The 20,510-nt window shown below is 60.7% G+C and carries 21 protein-coding genes, 1 tRNA gene and 1 pseudogene; 17 read left to right on the forward strand and 6 right to left on the reverse strand.

The window, feature by feature from the left end:
- Window positions 1–251, forward strand: a pseudogene (locus PHW99_RS13825) (F0F1 ATP synthase subunit beta); the annotation flags it as partial.
- Between the two features lie 66 nt (window positions 252–317).
- Complete coding sequence (locus PHW99_RS13830; RefSeq protein WP_300178618.1) at window positions 318–734, forward strand: F0F1 ATP synthase subunit epsilon; 417 nt, start codon at window positions 318–320, stop codon at window positions 732–734.
- 64 nt (window positions 735–798) lie between these two features.
- Here the strand turns inward: PHW99_RS13830 and PHW99_RS13835 are convergent, their stop codons facing one another.
- The 3 genes from PHW99_RS13835 to PHW99_RS13845 are packed head-to-tail and all read right to left on the reverse strand — an operon-like array spanning window position 799 to window position 2,782.
- Window positions 799–1,320, reverse strand: a complete 522-nt coding sequence (locus PHW99_RS13835) for a TPM domain-containing protein (protein ID WP_300178621.1) — start codon at window positions 1,318–1,320, stop codon at window positions 799–801.
- Window positions 1,320–2,198: a TPM domain-containing protein gene (locus tag PHW99_RS13840; protein WP_300178624.1), complete on the reverse strand. Its 879-nt coding sequence runs from the start codon at window positions 2,196–2,198 to the stop codon at window positions 1,320–1,322. The genes PHW99_RS13835 and PHW99_RS13840 overlap by 1 nt, the downstream gene beginning before the upstream one ends.
- Window positions 2,195–2,782, reverse strand: a complete 588-nt coding sequence (locus PHW99_RS13845) for a LemA family protein (protein ID WP_300178627.1) — start codon at window positions 2,780–2,782, stop codon at window positions 2,195–2,197. Before PHW99_RS13845 ends, PHW99_RS13840 begins: the two co-directional genes overlap by 4 nt.
- A 137-nt stretch (window positions 2,783–2,919) precedes the next feature.
- On the opposite strand from PHW99_RS13845, the gene PHW99_RS13850 reads away from it, so the two are divergent.
- The 3 genes from PHW99_RS13850 to PHW99_RS13860 are packed head-to-tail and all read left to right on the forward strand — an operon-like array spanning window position 2,920 to window position 4,923.
- Complete coding sequence (locus PHW99_RS13850) at window positions 2,920–3,369, forward strand: nuclear transport factor 2 family protein (RefSeq protein ID WP_300178630.1); 450 nt, start codon at window positions 2,920–2,922, stop codon at window positions 3,367–3,369.
- A gap of 38 nt (window positions 3,370–3,407) precedes the next feature.
- The gene (locus tag PHW99_RS13855; protein WP_300178633.1) at window positions 3,408–4,391 is read left to right on the forward strand and encodes an alpha/beta fold hydrolase; all 984 of its coding nucleotides are present in this window, start codon (window positions 3,408–3,410) and stop codon (window positions 4,389–4,391) included.
- Entirely contained in the window at window positions 4,384–4,923 is a 540-nt protein-coding gene (locus PHW99_RS13860) for a DUF2946 family protein (protein ID WP_300178636.1), read from the forward strand. The genes PHW99_RS13855 and PHW99_RS13860 overlap by 8 nt, the downstream gene beginning before the upstream one ends.
- A 51-nt stretch (window positions 4,924–4,974) precedes the next feature.
- Here the strand turns inward: PHW99_RS13860 and PHW99_RS13865 are convergent, their stop codons facing one another.
- Window positions 4,975–5,532 carry a c-type cytochrome gene (locus tag PHW99_RS13865; protein ID WP_300178639.1) on the reverse strand — a complete coding sequence of 186 codons (558 nt, stop codon included), beginning with the start codon at window positions 5,530–5,532 and terminating at the stop codon, window positions 4,975–4,977.
- Between the two features lie 104 nt (window positions 5,533–5,636).
- Here PHW99_RS13865 and PHW99_RS13870 point away from each other — a divergent pair.
- A tRNA-Arg gene (locus PHW99_RS13870) sits at window positions 5,637–5,712 on the forward strand.
- A gap of 34 nt (window positions 5,713–5,746) precedes the next feature.
- On the opposite strand, the gene PHW99_RS13875 is transcribed toward PHW99_RS13870, so the two are convergent.
- Window positions 5,747–6,673 (reverse strand): LysR family transcriptional regulator, encoded by a 927-nt coding sequence (locus PHW99_RS13875; RefSeq protein WP_300178642.1) that lies wholly within the window; start codon window positions 6,671–6,673, stop codon window positions 5,747–5,749.
- A 110-nt stretch (window positions 6,674–6,783) separates the two neighbouring features.
- Here PHW99_RS13875 and PHW99_RS13880 point away from each other — a divergent pair, with 110 nt between their 5' ends.
- The 4 genes from PHW99_RS13880 (at window position 6,784) to PHW99_RS13895 (ending at window position 11,191) form a co-directional block, all read left to right on the forward strand.
- Complete coding sequence (locus PHW99_RS13880; RefSeq protein ID WP_300178644.1) at window positions 6,784–7,650, forward strand: fumarylacetoacetate hydrolase family protein; 867 nt, start codon at window positions 6,784–6,786, stop codon at window positions 7,648–7,650.
- 61 nt (window positions 7,651–7,711) lie between these two features.
- Window positions 7,712–8,704 carry a tripartite tricarboxylate transporter substrate binding protein gene (locus PHW99_RS13885; protein ID WP_300178647.1) on the forward strand — a complete coding sequence of 331 codons (993 nt, stop codon included), beginning with the start codon at window positions 7,712–7,714 and terminating at the stop codon, window positions 8,702–8,704.
- Window positions 8,705–8,901: 197 nt separating this feature from the next.
- On the forward strand, window positions 8,902–10,104 hold the full coding sequence (locus tag PHW99_RS13890; protein ID WP_300178649.1) for a 3-hydroxybenzoate 6-monooxygenase: 1,203 nt from the start codon (window positions 8,902–8,904) through the stop codon (window positions 10,102–10,104).
- Between the two features lie 49 nt (window positions 10,105–10,153).
- Entirely contained in the window at window positions 10,154–11,191 is a 1,038-nt protein-coding gene (locus PHW99_RS13895) for a cupin domain-containing protein (protein ID WP_300178675.1), read from the forward strand.
- A 20-nt stretch (window positions 11,192–11,211) separates the two neighbouring features.
- Here the strand turns inward: PHW99_RS13895 and PHW99_RS13900 are convergent, their stop codons facing one another.
- The gene (locus PHW99_RS13900; RefSeq protein WP_300178652.1) at window positions 11,212–12,141 is read right to left on the reverse strand and encodes a helix-turn-helix domain-containing protein; all 930 of its coding nucleotides are present in this window, start codon (window positions 12,139–12,141) and stop codon (window positions 11,212–11,214) included.
- Window positions 12,142–12,252: 111 nt separating this feature from the next.
- Here PHW99_RS13900 and PHW99_RS13905 point away from each other — a divergent pair, with 111 nt between their 5' ends.
- The 7 genes from PHW99_RS13905 to PHW99_RS13935 form a co-directional block, all read left to right on the forward strand.
- On the forward strand, window positions 12,253–13,035 hold the full coding sequence (locus tag PHW99_RS13905) for an SDR family oxidoreductase (protein WP_300178655.1): 783 nt from the start codon (window positions 12,253–12,255) through the stop codon (window positions 13,033–13,035).
- Window positions 13,036–13,040: 5 nt separating this feature from the next.
- A complete protein-coding gene (locus PHW99_RS13910) occupies window positions 13,041–14,666 on the forward strand; it encodes an AMP-binding protein (RefSeq protein WP_300178658.1) in 1,626 nt (541 codons plus the stop codon).
- On the forward strand, window positions 14,659–15,417 hold the full coding sequence (locus tag PHW99_RS13915) for an enoyl-CoA hydratase/isomerase family protein (RefSeq protein ID WP_300178661.1): 759 nt from the start codon (window positions 14,659–14,661) through the stop codon (window positions 15,415–15,417). Before PHW99_RS13910 ends, PHW99_RS13915 begins: the two co-directional genes overlap by 8 nt.
- Window positions 15,418–15,434: 17 nt before the next feature.
- Window positions 15,435–16,571, forward strand: a complete 1,137-nt coding sequence (locus PHW99_RS13920; RefSeq protein ID WP_300178677.1) for an acyl-CoA dehydrogenase family protein — start codon at window positions 15,435–15,437, stop codon at window positions 16,569–16,571.
- Window positions 16,572–16,656: 85 nt separating this feature from the next.
- Window positions 16,657–17,475: an enoyl-CoA hydratase/isomerase family protein gene (locus tag PHW99_RS13925; protein WP_300178665.1), complete on the forward strand. Its 819-nt coding sequence runs from the start codon at window positions 16,657–16,659 to the stop codon at window positions 17,473–17,475.
- Entirely contained in the window at window positions 17,472–19,559 is a 2,088-nt protein-coding gene (locus PHW99_RS13930) for an NADPH-dependent 2,4-dienoyl-CoA reductase (protein ID WP_300178669.1), read from the forward strand. The genes PHW99_RS13925 and PHW99_RS13930 overlap by 4 nt, the downstream gene beginning before the upstream one ends.
- A 6-nt stretch (window positions 19,560–19,565) precedes the next feature.
- Window positions 19,566–20,510, forward strand: a 945-nt coding sequence (locus tag PHW99_RS13935) for a DMT family transporter (RefSeq protein ID WP_300178672.1), incomplete at its 3' end; no start/stop codon positions are given.

Here is a 20,510-nt window from a genome sequence, read left to right on the forward strand (position 1 = left end):
TGGGGATGGACGAGTTGGCACCTGAAGACAAGCTGACCGTGGCTCGCGCCCGTAAGATTCAGCGTTTCCTGTCTCAACCCTTCCATGTGGCCGAAGTGTTTACCGGTTCTCCCGGCAAGTACGTGTCTCTGGCCGAAACCATCCGTGGCTTCAAGATGATTGTGGCCGGCGAATGTGATCACCTGCCGGAACAAGCGTTCTACATGGTTGGCACGATCGACGAAGCGTTCGAAAAGGCCAAGAAGATCTAACAAACCTTGCGGGGCAGGGCGTAGCCGCGTGGCGGCCTGCGCTGTCCCCAACTGATTAGGAACACCATGAACACCATCCACGTTGATGTGGTCAGTGCCGAAGAGTCCATCTTCTCGGGGGAAGCGCGTTTTGTCGCCTTGCCTGGTGAAGCTGGTGAGTTGGGCATTTATCCACGCCACACGCCATTGATCACCCGTATCAAGGCGGGTTCCGTGCGCATTGAAATGGCTGACGGTTCCGAAGAGTTTGTCTTTGTTGCCGGTGGCATTCTGGAAGTCCAGCCTGATTGCGTGACGGTGCTGTCTGATACCGCGATTCGCGGCAAGGACCTCGATGACGAGAAGGCCAACGCCGCCAAACTGGCTGCTGAAGAAGCCATCAAGAATGCCAAGTCAGACCTCGATCTGGCCCGCGCCTCGTCCGAGTTGGCCGTCATGGCTGCACAAATCACAGCTTTGCGCAAGTACCGCGGCAAGAAGTAATCCGCCAGAGGATCGTTGCCTGAAAAAAACCCGCCGCGGCGGGTTTTTTTACGGCTGGCCGGGGTCAGCGCAGCAGCGGCGCGTCGGGCAACTCATTCGGATTGGATTCTCCTGCCACCAGGGGAAAGTGGGTCGTCAGCAAGTCGGACACCTGTTTGACGGCCAGATTCAGCCCCAATTCATATTCACCGCGTTGAAACGGGCCACGCATGTCGTTCAGCAGGGCCTGCCAAGTGGCAGTGGGTACCTTGTCATTGAGGCCGCGATCCGCCACGATTTCAATGGCCTGTTCCGCCAGCAGCAGGTAGATCAGCACCCCATTGTTATGGGCTGTGTCCCAGACGCGTAACTTGCCAAACATGGACAAGGCGCGCATCCTGCTGATCTCGGACATGGGGCTGTTGCGCCAGAGATAGCTCAGGGGCAGCCCGGCTTCGACACAAATTCGGATTTCGCCACTATGCCGTTGTTCGCTGGACTGCACACTGCGGGTCAGCTGGGCCAGAAGCGCAGGGGGGATGGCCCGGGCCGCAGCGCGTTCATCCAGCCAGCGATGCCGGAAAAGTCGCTTCAATTTTGTCAGCATCACCAATCTCCTGAGGCACCGCCGCCGCCAAAGTCTCCGCCACCACCGGAGCTGAAGCCGCCACCGCCGCCAAAACCGCCGCCGCTGCTGAAGCCACCCCCGCCGAACCCGCCACCATGGTGGCCGCCTCTACCGCCTGATGCATTGGATATCAGGGTAAAAATCATGGCGGCCACCCCGGCCAGGGTGGCGACGACCAGGCTGGAGGTGATCCACAGGGCAACAGCACCGGCCAGGCCGCCAGTGGCCAGCGGCCCCAGCCGGGAGCCAAGCAAGCGCTTGGCAACAGCCCCCACGATGGGCACCGCAAAAAAAAGCACAAGCGCCAGATCGCCCCAGTCAAAGCCACCATCACTGGCCGTCTCGGTCTGGGTGGGGGCAGGCAGCGCCTCACCGGTGATCAGGGCGGTGATCTGGTCCACAGCGGCGTTCAGGCCGCCAGCGTAATCACCCTGCTTGAAGTGGGGGGTGATGGCCTGGTCGATGATGCGCTTGGCGGCCAGATCGGGAATGGCGCCTTCCAGTGTTTTGGCAACCTCGATACGGACTTTGCGGTCATTGATGGCCACAACCAACAGCAAGCCGTCACCGACATCGCGGCGGCCGATTTTCCAAGTATTGCCAACCCGGTTAGCGTAGCTGGTCAGGTCCTCGGGCTGCGTGCTGGGCACCAGCAACACCACCACTTGTGAGCCGCGGCTGCGCTCAAAAGTGGCAAGCCTGGCGTCGAGTTGTTCACGCTGGGTAGCCTGCAGGGTGCCCGTGGTGTCCACCACATGGGCGCTCAGGGCCGGCACTGCCAGCTCGGCCCAGGCCAGGCCCAGGGTGAAGACCCATCCCAATAACACCCGCGCCAAAGCGTTGAACAAACGCTTCATTTTTTGTTGAAATCCACCACCGGCGGGGTTGAAATGGCGGCCTCGTTCTGCACCGCAAAGTTTTCCTTGGCGTGGTAACCAAACACCATGGCGGTCAGATTGCTGGGGAAACTGCGTGCCAACACGTTGTATTCCTGCACCGCCTTGATGTAGCGGTTGCGTGCCACCGTCACGCGATTTTCAGTGCCTTCGAGCTGCACACGCAGGTCACGGAAGCCCTCGTTGGCCTTGAGGTTCGGGTACTGTTCGGAGACGACCATCAGGCGGCTCAGTGCCGAACCCAGCTCACCCTGCGCGGCCTGGAACTTCTTGAAAGCCTCCGGGTTGTTCAGGGTCTCGGGCGTGACCTGAATGGCCGTGGCCTTGGCGCGGGCTTCGATGACCTTGGTCAGGGTGTCCTGTTCAAAAGCAGCTTCGCCCTTGACCGTGGCCACGATATTGGGCACCAAGTCAGCGCGTCGCTGGTATTGGTTCAGCACCTCACTCCAGGCGGACTTGGTCTGCTCGTCCAGCCGCTGAAAATCGTTGTAACCGCAGCCGCTGAGCAGCCACACTGCAGCGAGCATCAAGAACCAGCGTTTCATAGCCTTCTCCAAACGAAAATTGCAACGGTAGCACAAGCGTGTGCCAAGTGGACAGGCTGGGCGCCCAGAAATCATGGCAAGGGTGGGGAAAAGTTCGCCCCGATGGCAAGGCAGGCAAACAACGGCAAAATCGAGGCATGTCCAAAGCACCTCAAACCTCTGCTACCGTGGCCGGCTCTGCCGATGAAACCGAGGCCAATTTCTACGAGGCCCTGCAAACCGGCGATCTGGAGCGCCTGATGGCCTGCTGGGCGGACGAGGACGAGGTGATCTGTGTGCACCCGGGCGGTCCCCGCCTGGTCGGCCTGGGCGCGGTGCGTGCGGCTTTTGACGCCGTGCTCAGCAATGGCAGCATCCGCATCCAGGTGGAAGCGCTGCGCAAGATCGAATCCATGACCAGCGCGGTGCACAGCGTGCGTGAACGCATCGAGGTGTTAACCAGCGAGGGACCGGTGGAGGCGTATGCGTTGGCCACCAACGTGTACTACAAGACCGCGCAAGGCTGGCGGTTGGTTGCCCACCACGCCAGCCCCGGGGCGCTGAACGAAACGCAGGACATCTCGGAATCACCTCATGTTTTACACTAAATTGGCCTCTAGCCCGGATATATAGGACATCGTTAGCTATGAATTACATAGCGCCCTGGTGGCTGCCAGGCGGTCATGCGCAAACCATCTGGCCGGCTCTGTGGGCTCGTCACGCCCATCCGGTGCCCAAGTCAGGCGAGATCACCTATCGGCGTGAGCGCTGGACCGCGCCGGACGGTGACTTCATTGATCTGGACTGGTTGGCGGCACCACCGGCCAGCACCCTGCTGGTGCTGTTTCATGGGTTGGAGGGCTCCTCTAGCAGCCACTACGCGTTGGCCTTCGCCGCCTTCGCTCAGCGGCAAGGTTTCAACTATGTGGTGCCGCATTTCAGGGGCTGCAGTGGTGAGATCAACCGTGCACCACGGGCCTACCATTCCGGCGATTTTGAAGAAATTGACTGGATCCTCAAGCGCCTGCGTCAGCAGCATCCGGGGCGTTTGCTGGTGGCTGGGGTCTCGCTCGGGGGCAACGCCCTGCTGCGCTGGGCCGAGGAGTCCGGTCAGCAAGCGGCCCGCACGGTCAGTGCCGTGGCCAGCATTTCGGCGCCGCTGGATCTGGCTGCCAGTGGCCGGGCCATCGGGCGCGGCTTCAACCGCCAAGTCTATACCCGGCGGTTTTTGGCCACCATGAAACCCAAGGCCCTGCAAAAACTAGCGCAGCACCCGGGGCTGTTCAGTGCCCGGGCATTGCAGGCAGCGCAGGACTTGTACGCGTTTGACGATGTGTTCACGGCACCGCTGCACGGTTTCAACAATGCGTCTGATTATTGGCAGCGCGCCTCGGCCAAGCCCCACCTGGACCGCATCAAGGTGCCGACCCTGGTGGTCAACGCGCTGAATGACCCCTTTGTGCCAGCGGCTTGTCTGCCCAGAGGCGGTGTAGGGCGCCACGTCACCCTGTGGCAACCGCCGCAGGGCGGGCACGTCGGCTTTATCCAGGGGCGCCCGCCCGGGCACCTGTCGGCACTGCCGGACCTGGTGGGCGGTTGGCTGGTTCGGGAAGGAAATCACCATGGATGACATCGTCAAACAGGCCATGGCCAAATGGCCCCATGTGCCGGACTGTTATGGTTGGCTGGGCCTGGACGCGCGCGGCAACTGGTACATGCGTGATGACCGCGTCCAGGTGCTGGGGGCGTTCGACAGCGGAATGCCAGGCAGCAAAGGTTCGCAGTTGTTGCATGACAAACTGATTGCCTTCATCGGCCGCAATTACAGCGCGGATGCCTTCGGTCAATGGTTTTTTCAGAACGGACCACAACGGGTCTATGTCGAATTGCAGGCCACACCGCTGATCTGGCGCGTGCAGGATGACTTTTCAGTCAGAGACCACATCGGGCGCACGGCCCATGTGCAAGCGTGTGTGCTGGACGAATGGGGTCACTTGTACCTACAAACCGACACCGGCTTTGGCTTGGTGCATACCCAGGACATGGCGCTGGCCGCCGACGCTGTGGAGCGGGGCTTATGGCAACCCCAGGAGGTGGCTCGACAGCAGCTGTCGGTGCGTTACGGTTATGTCAACAGTCCGCAATTTCACCAAAAAAGATAGCGCTCCATGCCCATTTGACGCGGGCTGGAGTGCTAAATTGTTTAAAGCGACTTATTGGGCTGCCGATGCCGCAGACGCAGCAGGTGCCGCGGCTTCAGGCGCTGCAGTACCGGCGGGGGCGGCAGGCTCGGCAAACTTGGCCCCACCGGCGTTGGCCATGTAAACCACCGCACGGCTGACTTCATAGTCGGAGAACGCACCGCCGCTTTGCGGGGTCATGTTGTTCTTGCCTTTGAGCGCGGAATTCAGCAGCGCCTCATAACCGGTCTTGATGCGTGGGCCCCAGGCGGCTGCGTCGCCAAACTTGGGGGCGCCGACCACACCCGCAGCGTGGCAGGTGCTGCATTGCGCCTTGTAAACATCTTCGCCGGTTTTCAGCTCGCGTTTGCCCGAACCCAGGGAAACCATCCCCACTTTCTGGATGCGCGCTTCGATCGCTTCTTCGGTCATGGCCGAAGCACCGGTTCCGCCGTCGCGGGCCTTGTACTGGGTGATCAGGCTGACCACAATGGCCAAAGGCACCAGTGCTAGGAAGACAATGGTCAGAACCTTTTTGGTCATGCTGTGCGCGGGTGCCGCGTGATCGGTTGAATGGTGGTTATCGCTCATGGTGGCCTCTTGTGACTTGGTTGTAGGCGTGACGGGTCGCTAACTTTTGATTATAGAGTCCGGGGGTATTTAAAACCCCTACAATCCAAGACTGCAACCAGGATGCGGCTGTAGCTCAGTGGATAGAGTATTGGCCTCCGAAGCCAAGGGTCGTGGGTTCGATCCCCGCCAGCCGCACCATCCCTTGCATGGTCCTGGCCATGTCATTCTTGTCCTAAGGAAAATGGATTCCAGTTGCCGCCAGAGGAAGTCCGGTGGCGGTTTCGTAGACCAACGAGCGTAGCCAGGCGTTGCCAGGGTCGCGGTGGTAACGGTCATGCCAGTATTGGTTGACCGAGTAAGACGGAAACCTGACTGGAAGAGAGACGATCTTCACGCGGCTCTCTGACGCAAAAATCGCCCCCAGCCGCAGTGGCACGATGGCCACCAGATCTGAACTGGCCACGACCCGGCCAAGGCTCAGGAAGGTTGGTACATTGACCGCAAAAGTCCGGTGTACACCTTGGCGTTCAAGAAACTTGTCGACAATCGAGTGGGCCGTGGCCGACAGCATGATCTTCACATGTTTTTCTTGCGAGAACTGGGCCAGCGTCATGTGATCGATGATGCGAGGATGGTCGCGCGAGGCGATACAGGCAAACCCTTCATCAAACAATTTTTGCTGGTAGAAGCCAGCCCTGATGTCCTCGGTGAAACCCATGGCCAGGTCGGCTTCGCCAACTTCGAGCTGATGCGCGGTGTCGTGACTGAGATTGTCCACTTCAATGTTGACATGGGGTGCCAACAGATGGACTTTGGACAACAGGCGCGGCAGCAGGGTCATTTGTCCGACATCGGTCATGCAGATACGGAAACTGCGGGTGATCTGGGCCGGGGTGAATTCTGCTGCTTTTTCCAGGCTCTGATCCAGCAACTGCATGGCCTGACGCACCACGGGTACTAACAGTTCGGCGCGTGGCGTGGGCTGCATACCGCCCGAGGTTCGTACAAAAAGCGGGTCACCGTAGTGCTCGCGCAATTGGCCCAACACGACACTGACTGAAGACTGGCTGAGTCCGACAGTTTCAGCTGCACGGGTCACGTTCTTGGTGGCATACAGCGCGATAAAGATGCGCAAGTGGCGCAGGTCAATTTCACTCAAACAACACTCGCATTATTAAAAATTTCAATTGTTCAAATGAACATTACGCCATTGTATTGATACTGCCCGTTCCCTATAGTTTGTCCATGCGCAATTCGTGAAAGCACCTCATGCAACTTTGTAGATTCAACGATAACCGGCTCGGTCTGGTACAGGGCGATGAAGTCATTGACGTCACCGCAGCACTCCAGGTGTTGCCCACCTGCAGCTACCCCTTGCCTACCCATGATTTATTCATTGCCAATCTGGCCGCCGTCAGTGCCGAAGTCAAAAAGCTTGTGGATGCCAAAAATGGTGAATCCCGTCACGCCCTCTCAGGCCTGAAGTTGCTCAGCCCCATCGCCAACCCTGGCAAGGTCGTGGCGGCGCCTGTGAATTACCTCAAACACTTGCAGGAAGCACGTGACGACAAAGGCATTCACCACCAGAATCAGATTGGTGAGATTCAACGAGTGGGCCTGTTCCTCAAGGCGACCAGTTCGGTTGCAGGGGCCTCTGCCGGTGTGGTGATTGCCCGCCCTGACAGGCGCAACGACCATGAAATTGAACTGGTTGCCGTGATCGGCAAGGCTGGCCGGAACATCCCTGCTGCCAATGCACTGGAACATGTGGCCGGTTATTGCGTGGGGCTTGACATGACGGTGCGTGGCCCTGAAGAACGCAGCATGCGTAAATCTCCCGATGGCTACACGGTGTTGGGGCCGTATCTCACCACAGCGGATGACATGGCAGACGTCAACAACCTGGATCTGGTCATTGCCATCAACGGCGAGGTCCGACAACGCGCCAATACCCGCGATCTGATCATGAACGTGGCAGATCTCATTGAATTTGCCTCATCCTTCTACACGCTGCATCCCGGCGACATCCTGATGACCGGGACACCGGAAGGTGTATCGCAGGTCTTCCCTGGCGACCGCATGACGGCGGAGATCACCGGGCTGGGACGCATCGTGGTGGACATCCGTGCGGGCTGAGACCGCATTTACAACCAATCAACGATCAACATCATTTCAACAAAAGCAAACAGGAGACAAGATGAATCACACTTTCCAACACCGCCGCAAGGCCCTGATTCTGGCAGTGGCGGCCTTGGCCATTGGGTCTGCCACACAGGCGCAAACCACATCCACAAAATGGCCCACGGCCCCCGTACGCTTTGTCGTGCCATTTCCGGCCGGCTCTGCACCTGACGTTTTGATCCGCTTTGTCGGCGTCAAACTGACCGAAAAGTGGGGTCAACCAGTCATTGTTGACAACAAGCCAGGCGGCAGTGGCGTGATTGGCATGAATGCCATTCTGAATTCACCAGCTGACGGCAGCGTTTTTGGCTTTGTGCAGGGCTCTGCCATTTCTGTTGCGCCAAGCATCATCAAGGGGGTGAATTACGATTTCAACCGCGACTTTGTCCCCGTCACGCTGGCCGCCGTATTGCCTTTTGTGCTGACGGTGCCTGCCGATTCTCCCTACAAGACGCTGGCCGACTTCATCGCTGCCGCAAAAGCCAAGCCGCAAAGCATCGAAGTGGCCGACCCAGGCAGAGGGACGGCCCCCCACCTAGCGGCAACTTTGCTGAGCATGCAATCGGGGGTTCAATTCCTGGAAGTGCATTACCCCGGCGGCGCCCAGTCCATCCAGGCGACCCTGGGTGGGCAAACCAAGATGATGGTGGACTCCTACAACGTTGTGGCTGGCAACGTGCAGGGTGGCCGGATGCGGGTTCTGGCTTCAATGGCTGACCGGGTGGAACCCGGGCTTGAACAGTTTCCGCTGGCCAACAAATCAGTGCCCGGTGCCGCGGCCTATGGCTGGTTTGCCGTGATTGCCAAGAAAGGTGTCCCCGCGGCGGCGCTGGCAAAGATGAACAAGGACATGGGTGAAGCCCTGCTGTTGCCAGACGTGGTGGCCAAGTCGCATGAGCTGGGGACTTACCCGCGTCCAGGCACTCCAGAACAGCTGGCCCAGTACATCAACGAAGACCGCAAAACCTGGCAAAGAGTGCTTGACCACTTGAACATCAAACCCGAGTAAGTCCGGGCGGCGGCGTCGCCTGGCGCCAGAAGGCCAAAAGCTGCATCACCGTTCCTGTGCCGCCCGAGCGGGTCTGAGTCCGACTCAGGACGGGACTGGGAACGAGACCAGATCGCCGGTGACTCGGTGAAGGCTCGGTGCTGCCCGCTGCATGGCGTGTCCGGTTCAGATTTATTAACCACATTGGAGACAATTTGATGAGCAGTACCGCATTACCCGTTTTGGTCGCCGGTGGCGGCATTGGTGGCTTGGCCACCGCTTTGGCCCTGGTGCGCCAGGGCTTCAAGGTACAGGTGTTCGAGCAAGCGCCTGAGATCGGTGAAATAGGTGCAGGCATTCAACTTGGTCCGAACGCCTTTCACGCCTTCGATGCTTTGGGCGTCGGTGACAAGACCCGTGGCCGCGCGGTGTACACCGACTACATGGTGATGCACGATGCCATCGACGAATACCAGATCGGGAAAATTGAAACCGGCGAAGCCTTTCGCCAACGCTTCGGTAACCCCTATGCGGTCATCCACCGGGTGGACATCCACAAGTCGTTGCTTGAAGGTGCCGTTGAAACCGGATGTGTCGAATTCTTCACCAGTACACGGATCGAAAGAATCGAGCAAGATGAAACGAACAAAACCGTGACAGCCATTGATCAGAACGGCAATCGCTGGATGGGCCAGGCGCTGATTGGCGCCGACGGGGGCAAATCAGTTGTACGTGCCCAATACGTGAACGACCCTCCGCGCGTCACTGGACATGTGGTCTATCGAGCCGTGATCGACAAAGCCGATTTTCCCGAAGACCTGAAGTGGAACGCTGCAAGCCTATGGGTGGGGCCCAAATGTCACCTGGTGCACTATCCGTTGCGCGGGGGTGAGCAGTACAACGTGGTTGTGACCTTTCACAGCCGGCTGCAGGAACAGTGGGGCGTCACCGATGGCAGCAAGGATGAAGTAGAAAGCTATTTCCAGGGGATTTGCCCGCGTGCACGCCAATTGATTGACTTACCCAAAAGCTGGCGTCGTTGGGCCACGGCCGACAAAGAACCGATTGCCCGTTGGGTGTACGGTCGCGCAACCATTCTGGGGGACGCAGCCCATCCCACAACTCAGTACATGGCCCAGGGTGCTTGCATGGCCCTGGAAGATGCCGTGACGCTGGGCGAAGCACTGCGTGTCTGCCACAACGACTGGGACAAGGCCCTGCCACTGTACGAGAACAACCGTGTGGTCCGTACCGCCCGCATCGTGTTGTCGGGGCGAGAAATGGGGCGCCTGTACCACGCCGTTGGCGTGGAGCGCCTGGTCCGCAACAGCTTGTGGAAAAACCGCAGCCAGGAGCGTTTTTATGACGCAGTGGCGTGGCTGTACGGCTGGAACGTGAACAACTGCCTGCAACAGGGGTAACCCCTTCAAATTCACCTCAAAGGACGAGAAGATGCAAGACTCTGGCCGTTTGGACCATCTGGGCCGCCTGGAAGACCTGCCGCAGGACTACCGCGACGATCTGACCAAGTTAAATCTGGTGCCACTTTGGCCCAGCCTGCGAGCGGCATTGCCTGCGGGCATTCCAACCCGCAACACCAGGCCCATTCACTGGCCCTATGCCACGTTGCGTCCTGTGCTGATGAAGGCAGGCGATCTCACGCCCATGGAAAAGGCCGAACGGCGTGTGCTGGTACTGGCCAATCCTGGCCACGGACTGGAAAACATGAAGGTCAGTCCTGCCATGTATTTGGGCATGCAACTGCTGTTGCCAGGTGAATGTGCACCAAGCCACCGCCACACCCCCAATGCCGTACGGATGGTGGTCGAAGGTGACGGCGCCTACACCATCGTCGATGGCGAAAAATGTCCGATGAACCGTGGCGACCTGATCCTCACGCCTACAGGTCTGTGGCATGAACACCAGCACACGGGCGATCAAGCTGTTGTCTGGCTGGATGTGCTGGATTTACCCATCATTTATTACGCCGAGACGTCCTACGGCATTGAAGGGCAGAGCCAGGAGGTCAAGGTCGGCCGGGGCGACCAGATTTACGCCCGCGGTGGCATGCTGCCCACCCCCGTGTTTGCGCGCTCCGGCAAGGCCTATCCCATGCTGCGCTACCCTTGGGTGGCGGCCCGGGCATCGCTGCTGGCGCTGGCTGAAGACCAACCCGGGCTGGAAGCGGTCCAGATCACGTATGTCAACCCTGAAACCGGCCAGGACGTCCAGAACAACCTGGGTTTTTACGCCTTGATGCTGCGCCCAAACCAGACACTGTGTCTACCCGTGCGCTCGCCAGCCTGTGTGTTCCATGTGATCGAAGGCAACGTGGAGGCTGTCATTGAGCAGAATACCTTCACCTTGGCGGAGGCTGACACCTGCTGCGCACCAGGATACACCGGCGTCACACTACGCAATCGTCTTGCCGATCAACCGTCGTTCGTTTTCCTGGCTGACGAAAGCCCGCTGCACCGAAAACTGGGGGTGTTCGAACACCGGGGCTGATTGGCCCAGCCTGGCCATGTCTACACGTTGGCAGACGTTGATTTGATCGTGGCTGGAATGAGCATGGCACTCATGGCCTTGGCGCGAAACTCCCTGGGGCTCAAACCGGTGTGTTTGCGGAAAAACCGGCAGAAATAGTTTTCGTCGGCAAAACCTAGCGTGTAAGCCAGTTGCTTGATGCTGTTGCCGGTGTAAACCAGTCCGCGTTGGGCTTCGTGAATCACGCGGGCGTTGACCACATCCAGGCTCGACATGCCCAACACCTCCCGGCACAGGCGCGACAACTGCCCGGGGGTGATGCCCAACTGGCCTGCATAGTCGCCAATCGGCAGATGGCGGGTGAAATGTTCGTCCACCATGTTGCGGAATTTCTCAATCTGGGCCGACTTGCGTGAATGGGCCTTGGAGACCGAGGCTTCGTTGGTCTGCGTCAGTCTGGCAACCTGGATACAAATGGCCGTCAGCAGCGCCATGCCTGCGGTGAGCTGTCCTGCGGCCTGAATCTGCGCTTCCCGCTCCATGGCCAGAAACAGTGGCATCAGGGCCTGCGCATGGCCGCTGGCATCGTCCAGCGCCATCACTGCAGGCTTGCGCAAACTGGCCAACAATTCTGGGCTGGCCAGGCTGATCAGGGACTCCAGGGGCCGCTGCGCGGCGGTGACCACCGGGCCATCCACGTCCTCAGAAAAGTCGAAACCATGCACGGTTTGTGCAGGAATAATCAGCAGGCAAGGTGCACTGAAACTGGCTTTGGCATGGTCAAACAAGACCTCACCCGAGCCTTGGGTCACATACAAAATCTGGATCAGCGCATCGTGTTGATGCGGCCTGATTTTCCAGTTGTAAGGGCGGGAACGCTGCGGAATCCACTCAAAGTCAAACCAATTCTGCCAGGCTGGCTGGGCTTGCACACCGTAAAGCGAGTAATTAGGGATAACCCTTGTAGCCACATTGACCCCTTGAAATGATGCACGAATTATGCTGTTGTGTGCGCGAATCGTCAAGCCACGTTTCACCACCTGCACCAACAATGCCTCATCGACTTTCGAGGAGAGCACAAGATGACGATGCGAGTCCTGGTGACCGGAGCCAGCCGCGGTATTGGCCGTGCCATTTGTTTACGCCTGGCCAGCCAAGGTGCCCAGATTGCCGCCTGTGGCTCCGCCCACGCCGATGAGCTGGACGCGGTCATTGCCGAAGCAGCCCAACACGGTGGCCGGGTGCTGCCTCTGCTGGGCAACCTGGCCGACCCTGCCACCCCCGTCAGTCTGGTTGATCAAGCCGTGGCAGCTTTCGGCGGTCTGGATGCCGTGGTGTCCAACGCCGGGGTGTCACGCCCATCGACCCTGGCCCAACTGGAGATCGAAGACTGGGACTTTTTGTTTGCCGTCAACGTGCGTGCGCCCTGGTTGCTGGCCAAGGCCGCTTACCCGGCTCTGCGCGAGAGCCGGGGCCGCCTGGTGGCTGTGGCCTCCATGTCGGGTGTGCAACCCTACCCCGGCATGGGTGCCTACAGCCCGAGCAAGGCCGCGCTGCTGATGCTGGTGCGCACGCTGGCGCAGGAGTGGGCGGCAGATGGCATTCGGGTCAACGCGGTGTCACCCGGCCTGATCCACACCGCGCTGACCGCCAAGGTCTACGCCGATGCCCCCACCAAAGCCGCCCGCGAAGCGCTGGTGCCGCTGCATCACATTGGTGACCCGGATGCTGACATTGCCGGCATTGTTTCGTTTTTGCTAGCGCCTGACGCAGGCTACATCACCGGTCAGAACATCTTGGCCGATGGTGGCCTGATGGACACGGTGCATGGCCTGATCCCCGGCCGCCCGGCCACTGAAAGATAAACACCATGATCGATTTGAAACCGAGCCCGGCCGCACGCGAGCGCTATTACCAGTTGGGCTACTGGCAACACCAGTCGCTGGCACAACGGATTGCCGCCAGTGTGGCCGCTTATCCCGACAAAACCGCTGTCAGCGATGCCAGCGGCCACAGCATCAGCTACCGCGAGCTGGACGACCAAGCCTCCCGGCTGGCGGCCTTCTGGCAAGCGCGGGGGCTAGGTGTGGGCGATGTGATCACCATGCACCTGCCCAACTGGTGGCAAACCGCCGTGGTGACTTTGGCGGCCTTCAAGCTCGGGGCGGTGATCAACCCCTTGCCACCCACCTACGGCTGGAAAGACCTGGCCTTCATCATGAACAAGAGTGGCTCCAAGGCGGTGGTGGTGGCGGGACACTTTCGCAGCGTCGATTACACCGAGCATCTGCAGCGGATTGCACCCGAGTTACAAGTGCAGCCCAGCATGGTGGTCATCGGTTCAGGCCAGGTGACCCTTGGCACACCGTTTGATGAAGCCGTCAGCGGCCCGCTGCTGGCGCAAGCCCATGCGGCGGCTGCAGACGACCCGGCCCTGCTCTTGTTCACCTCGGGCTCCGAGTCCAAACCCAAAGGCGTGGTGCACACCCACAACACCGCTTTGTATGGCGAACGCGCCTTGTCAGACACCTTGGCGCTGGACCACCGCGATGTGTGTTTCATGGCTTCCCCGGTCACCCACACCAGCGGCTTCATGCACGGCATTTTGCTGACACTGATGACCGGGGCTACGGTGTCTTTGCTGGACATTTTCAAGGGCGACACGGCGGTGGATCAAATGCTGGCCAGCCGCGCCAGCTGGACCATGGGGGCAACACCGTTTCTGAGTGATGTGGTGGACAGCCTGGAGCGCAGCGGCAAACGCCTGCCCGACCTGCGCTACTTCTTGTGTGGCGGCGCGCCCATTCCTGAAGTGCTGGTGCGCCGCGCCCACCAGCTCGAGGTGCGGGTGATGAGTATTTATGGCTCCACCGAGAGCCCGCCGCACACTGTCACCTGGCCCACCGACCCGATCGAAGCCGCCTGGCAGTTTGACGGCCGCGCCCTGCCCGGTGTGGAAGTCTGCGCGGTGGATGAAGACGGCAAACCCCTGCCACCCGGACAGCAGGGCGAACAGTGGTCACGCGGGCCACACGCCTTTCTGGGTTACCTGGGTGAGCCCGAACTCACGGCCAAGGCACTTGATGCCGAAGGCTGGTACCACTCTGGTGATCTGGCCACGGTGGGTGCACAAGGTGCGGTGCGGATTGTTGGGCGCATCAAGGACATGATCATTCGCGGCGGCCAAAACATCTCTGCGCGTGAGGTGGAAGACATTCTGCTGGAGCACCCGGCCTGCCAGTCGGTAGCGGTGATTGGTTTGCCGGACGAGCGCCTGGGCGAACTGGGCTGCGCGGTGGTGGTGTGCCAGCCCGGCAAAACACTGGGGTTTGAAGCCATGAAGCAGTTCCTGATCGAGCGTGGTGTGGCGCGTTTCAAGCTGCCGGAACACCTGGTGCTGCGGGATGCCCTGCCCGCCACCCCGAGCGGAAAAGTCCAGAAATTCAAATTACGCGAAGAACTCAAGTCAATCAACGGAGCAACAAGCCATGTTTAAAGTCGAAGACCAGGGCACCGTCGTGCGCATCACCCTGCAACGCCCGCCGGTGAACGCCCTCAGCACCGAATTCATCGCCGGTTTTATGCAGGTGCTGGACGGCCTGGCCAGCAAATCAGACCTGACCGTGCTGCACCTGCGCAGCGACCAAAAAGCCTTTTGTGCCGGGGCTGACCTGGCCCAGGTGCAAAGCTGTTTTGCCATCGAAGGTGGTGCTGATGTGATGCGGCAAAACATCACCCATTTCCATGCCCTGTTTGACCGCTTGGAAGCCTTGCCGTGTGTGACGCTGGCCGAAATTGGCGGCAGTGCACTGGGTGGCGGTTTTGAGCTGGCGCTGGCCTGTGACCTGCGTATGGCTTCCACCAGCGCCAAACTCGGTTTGCCTGAAGCCAAGCTCGGCCTGATTCCCGGCGCCGGGGGCACCCAACGCCTGACCCGCCTGTGCGGCCCCGGCATTGCAGCCCGCATCATTCTGGGCTGTGACGTGGTGGACGGTGCCACTGCCTGCCAGCTCGGCATGGTGCAGTGGGCCGTGGCCCCGGAGCAATTGGCGCAGGAAGCCGAGGCCTTGGCACAGCGTATTGCCAGCCAATCTGCACCGGCCCTGCAAGTGGCCAAACGCTGTATCGCCCAGGTGGGCACGCTGGCGGCTACCGGGTTTGAAGCCGAACTCGATGGCATTCACAGCCTGGTGAGCACGGTAGAGGCGCAAACCCGCATCCAGGCTTTTCTGGCGCCACGCAACTGATCAAAAACCCCATGACCATCCTCACCCGCAACATTTTCAGCCCAGAGCACGAAGCCTTTCGCGACTCGGTCCGCCGGTTTTTTGAACAGGAAGTCGCCCCGTTTCACAGCGCCTGGGAAGAGGCTGGCGTGGCCCCGCGCGAGGTCTGGCTCAAAGCTGGCAAGGAAGGTTTTCTCTGCACCACCTTGCCCGAGTCTTGTGGTGGCAGCGGGGCGGACCGCTTGTTTGCCGCCATCCTGATCGAAGAACAAGCCCGGCTCGGCCTGTCCGGCCCCGGCTTCTCCACCCATTCGGACATTGTGGCCCCCTACATCCTCAACTACGGCACGCCGGAACAGCAGCAGCGCTGGTTACCCGCCATGGCGCGGGGGGAGCTGATTGGCGCGATTGTGATGACCGAGCCCAGCGCAGGCAGCGACCTGCGTGCCATGCGCAGCACCGCCATTCGCCAGGGTGACCAATGGATTCTGAATGGCCAGAAAACCTTCATCACCAACGGCCAGTGTGCCGACATTCTGGTGGTGGCGGCCAAGTCCAGCCAGGACCCCAGCTGCAAAGACCTGACCCTGTGGGTGGTGGAAGCCTCCTCCCCCGGCGTGAGCCGAGGTCAGAATTTCAAAAAAATCGGCATGAAGGCGCAAGACACCTGCGAGCTGTACTTTGACAACGTGGTGCTGACCCAGCAGCACATGCTGGGTGAAGAAAACAAGGGTTTTGGCCTGCTGGCCAAAGAGCTGGCCTGGGAGCGGCTGCAGATTGCGCTGGGCGCCGTGGCCACCAGCAGCGCCGCGCTGCAATGGACGGTGGACTACACCAAAGGGCGCAAAGCCTTTGGCACCCTGATTGCCGACTACCAGAACACCCGCTTTCGCCTGGCCGAAATCAAGACCGAGATCGAAATCGCCCAGACCTTCATCGACCGCTGTTTGACCGAGGTGTGTGACGACCAGCTCGACAAAGCCGTGGCTGCCATGGCCAAGTACTGGTGCACCGAGCTGATGGGCCGCGTGCTGGACCAGTGCCTGCAATTGCACGGTGGTTACGGCTACATGTGGGACTATCCGATTGCCCGTGCCTTTGCCGATGCGCGGGTGCACCGCATCTACGGCGGTTCCAACGAAATCATGCGTGAGCTGGTCGCCCGCACGCTCTGACTTCAGCATCAAATTGGCCTCTAGCCCAGATAAATACTGCCTGTAAAGCTATCAATTTCATTGCAATTTTTCAAAAGATACCGCCATGACCCAAACCCCAACACCCACGGCCAACCCTTGGCGTTTTATTGAAGTGCAGCGCGAAGGCGCGGTGGAATGGCTCACACTGGCCCGGCCTGAGCACTTCAACTCGCTCAACCTGGGCCTGACCGAAGAGCTGTACCACTACTTTGGCAGCCTGCCTGACCGCACCGATGTGCGCGTGGTGGTGCTGCGCGGCGCGGGCCGCCACTTCTGCGCCGGGTATGACCTGGACGATGTGGATCAGCTGACCGTGTCACTCGACCAGGGCTTGCGCCTGCAGCGCCAGCTCTCAAGTGTGGTGCTGCGCATGCGCCGCTGCCCGCAGCCCATTGTGGGCCTGTTGCACGGTGCGGCTTGTGGTGGTGGTTTTGCGCTGGCACTGGGCTGTGATGTGCGCTATGCCGCCCCCAACACCCGCATGAATGTGGCCATGGCCAAGGTTGGCCTGACCGGCTGCGACATGGGCATCAGCTACTTTTTGCCCCGTGCGGTGGGGCCAGCCGTGGCCGCCGAGCTGATGTACACCGGCCGCTTTGTCAAGGCCGAGCGTGCCCTGCGCATTGGCCTGGTCAACGACGTGGTGGCCGAAGAACAGCTGACCGAAACCGCCCAGGAGCTGGTGCAGGAGATGCTGGCCATGTCCCCGGCCGGCTTGCGCCTGACCAAAGACGGCCTGGCGCTGGCACAGGAAACCAGCAACCTGGCCACCGTGATGGCGCTGGAAGACCGGGGCCAAACGATGTGTTTTGCCGCCTTCATGCCAGAAGGCGTGGCCGCTTTCCGCGAAAAACGCGCCCCCAATTACGGAGCAGGCCAATGAGCCATCAACCTGACATGGCCACCAGCCCGCCACCGCCTGGCGATTTATCAACCTCGCCCTATCCCCACCTGCTGTCGCCGCTGGTGGTGCGCAACCTGAACCTGCGCAACCGCATGGTCATGGGCGCCATGCACACCCGGCTGGAAAGCATGGACCAACCGATTGAGCGCATCCAGGCCTTTTACCGCGCCCGCGCCGAGGGCGAAATTGGCCTGATCATCACCGGCGGCATCTCGCCCAACCTGGCGGGCCGCATGGAAGACGATGCCCCGGCCATGACGGCGGACGCTGACCTGGGCTGGCACCGCGCCATTGTGGAAGCCGTGCGCGGCACCCGCACCCAGGTGTGTATGCAAATCCTGCACGCTGGCCGCTACGCCAAGTTCGACGGCTGCGTCGGCCCCAGCGCATTAAGGGCTCGCATCAACAAATTCACACCGCACGCATTAACAACTCAAGAAGTCCATGAAACCATAGCAGCTTACGCAAGCGCAGCAAGGGCTGCACGCGATATTGGCTACCATGCGGTGGAAATCATGGGCTCTGAGGGCTACCTGATCAACGAGTTCACCGCACCTTGCACCAACCAGCGCACTGATGAGTTTGGCGGCAGCTTTGAAGGCCGCATCCGTTTGCCCATTGCCATCATCCAGGCGGTACGGCAAGCCGTGGGGCCGGACTTTGCCATCATCTACCGCATCTCGGCGCTGGATCTGGTCGAAGGCGGTATGACCGGCGAAGAAACACTGGAGCTGGCCCGCCGCGCTGAGGCAGCCGGGGCCGACATCCTGAACACCGGCATTGGTTGGCATGAGGCCGACGTGCCCACCGTGTCGCACAACGTGCCGCGAGCGGGCTGGGCGTATGCGGTGCGCCGCATCAAAGACGCGGTGACCATTCCCGTCATGGCTTCCAACCGCATCAATGACCCAGGCGTAGCAGAAGACCTTCTGGCCTCCGGCCAAGCCGACTTGGTGTCCATGGCCCGCCCACTGCTGGCCGACCCGGACTTTGCCCGCAAGACACGTCTGGGCCAGGCCCAGCGCATCAACACCTGTATTGCCTGCAACCAGGCCTGCCTGGACAACATCTTCAAACGCCAAACCGCCACCTGCCTGGTCAACCCGCGTGCGGGCCGTGAGCTGGACTGGGTGGCCCATCCTGCATCAGCCCCCAAGCGCATCGCCGTGGTGGGCGCGGGTGCGGCGGGCATGAACTTCGCCTTCAACGCCGCCGAGCGTGGCCATCGGGTCACCCTGTTTGAGGCCGGGCCAGAACTTGGCGGCCAGTTGCGGCTGGCGCGTAATGTGCCGGGCAAAACCGAGTTTGACGAGATGCTGCGTTACTTTCGCCACCGCCTGGCCGAAGAACAGGTGACGCTGCGGCTGAACTGCGCAGTGACCGCCGAGCAGCTGAGCCACGGCGATTTTGACGCAGTGGTGCTGGCCACCGGCGTGAGGCCACGCCAACCCGAGTTGCCCGGCCTGCATCGGCCCGACGTGTTGGCCTATGACCAGGTGTTGTCAGGCGCAAGCCCGGTCGGCGCACGGGTGCTGATCATCGGTGCCGGAGCCATTGCCTATGACATGGTGGAGTTTTTGCTGGGCGACGCGCCCCACACCCCACCTGCGCTGGACAACTTTGCCGCCGAATACGGGCTGGACATCAGCGCCCAGTCTGCCGGTGGCCGCGCCCCCAAACCCGAGCGTCTGTCGGCCCGCAGGCAAGTGACCCTGCTGCAACGCAGCGACAAACGCCCCGGTGCCTCGCTGGCCATGACCACCGGCTGGATACGGCGCGACAAGGTGCAGCGTTTTGGCGTGCCGATCCTGACCGGTGTGAACATCCAGCACATCGACGATGCGGGCCTGCACTACAGCAAAACGGATGGCAGCGTGACCACCCTGCCGTTTGACACCGTGATCGTCTGCGCCGGGCAGGAGCCGGTGCGTGAGCTTGAAGCCCAATTAAAAAGCATCGCGCCCAACTTGCCGGTGCATGTGATTGGTGGTGCGGACAAGGCCGCCGAGCTGGACGCACGGCGTGCCATCGAGCAGGCCAGCCGCCTGGCGCTGGAGATTTGACCCTCCATGACATTCTGGCGCAGCCGCCAGGGCGCGGGTATTGCCCTGATCCTGCTGGCGGCGCTGACCTTTGCCAGCATGGACACCACCACCAAATACGTCACCCGCGTCATTCCGGTGCTGATGTTGCTGTGGTTCAGGTATGTTTTTCAGGTCTTGAGCACACTGGCCGTGCGCTACCCGCTACAAAAAGCAGAGTTGTTTCGCACCCGCAACCTGCGTTTTCAGCTGCTGCGGGGTGGCCTGCTGCTGATCACCACCGGGTGTTCGTTTTTTGGCCTGCAGCATCTGCCGGTGGGTGAATTCACCGCCATGATGATGCTGTCGCCACTGGTGGCCACCGCCATGTCAGCCTGGTTTCTGAAAACCCATGTGGCACGGCTGCGTTGGTGGCTGATGGCGGGCGGGCTGCTGGGGGTGTTGCTGGTTGTGCGCCCCGGTGGACAGCTGTTTGGCTGGGCGCTGGTGTTCCCGGTGGGGCTGGTGACCAGCTACGCCTGGTTTCAGGTGCTCACCAGCCGCATGAGTGGTGAAGAAAACCCCTACACCACCCACCTGTACACCGGCCTGGTCGGCAGCCTGGTGATGAGTCTGGTGCTGGTCTTGACCGGCTGGAAGCCAGAGCTGCTACTGACCTACTGGCACTGGTTTTTGCTGGTGGGTTGTTTAGGCACCTTTGGCCACCTGATGCTGATCCGTGCCTACATGTGCGCCTCGGCCCCGGTGCTGACCCCTTACCTGTACAGCCAGATCGGCTTTGCCATGCTGGGCGGCTGGCTGGTGTTTGCCCACGTGCCCGACCTGTGGGCCTGGGCTGGCATGGTCACCATTGCGGCCAGTGGTGTGGGCAATACGCTGCTGACGATGGCAGAGGTGTCTACCCGGACCGGGACGAAGCCGTCATACCGCCTGGAGATGGGGCTTGGCAACAAAGGGGAGTTGGCTGCGCTT

The organism is Rhodoferax sp., from assembly GCF_028689305.1.
Taxonomy (GTDB): Bacteria; Pseudomonadota; Gammaproteobacteria; order Burkholderiales; family Burkholderiaceae_C; genus Rhodoferax.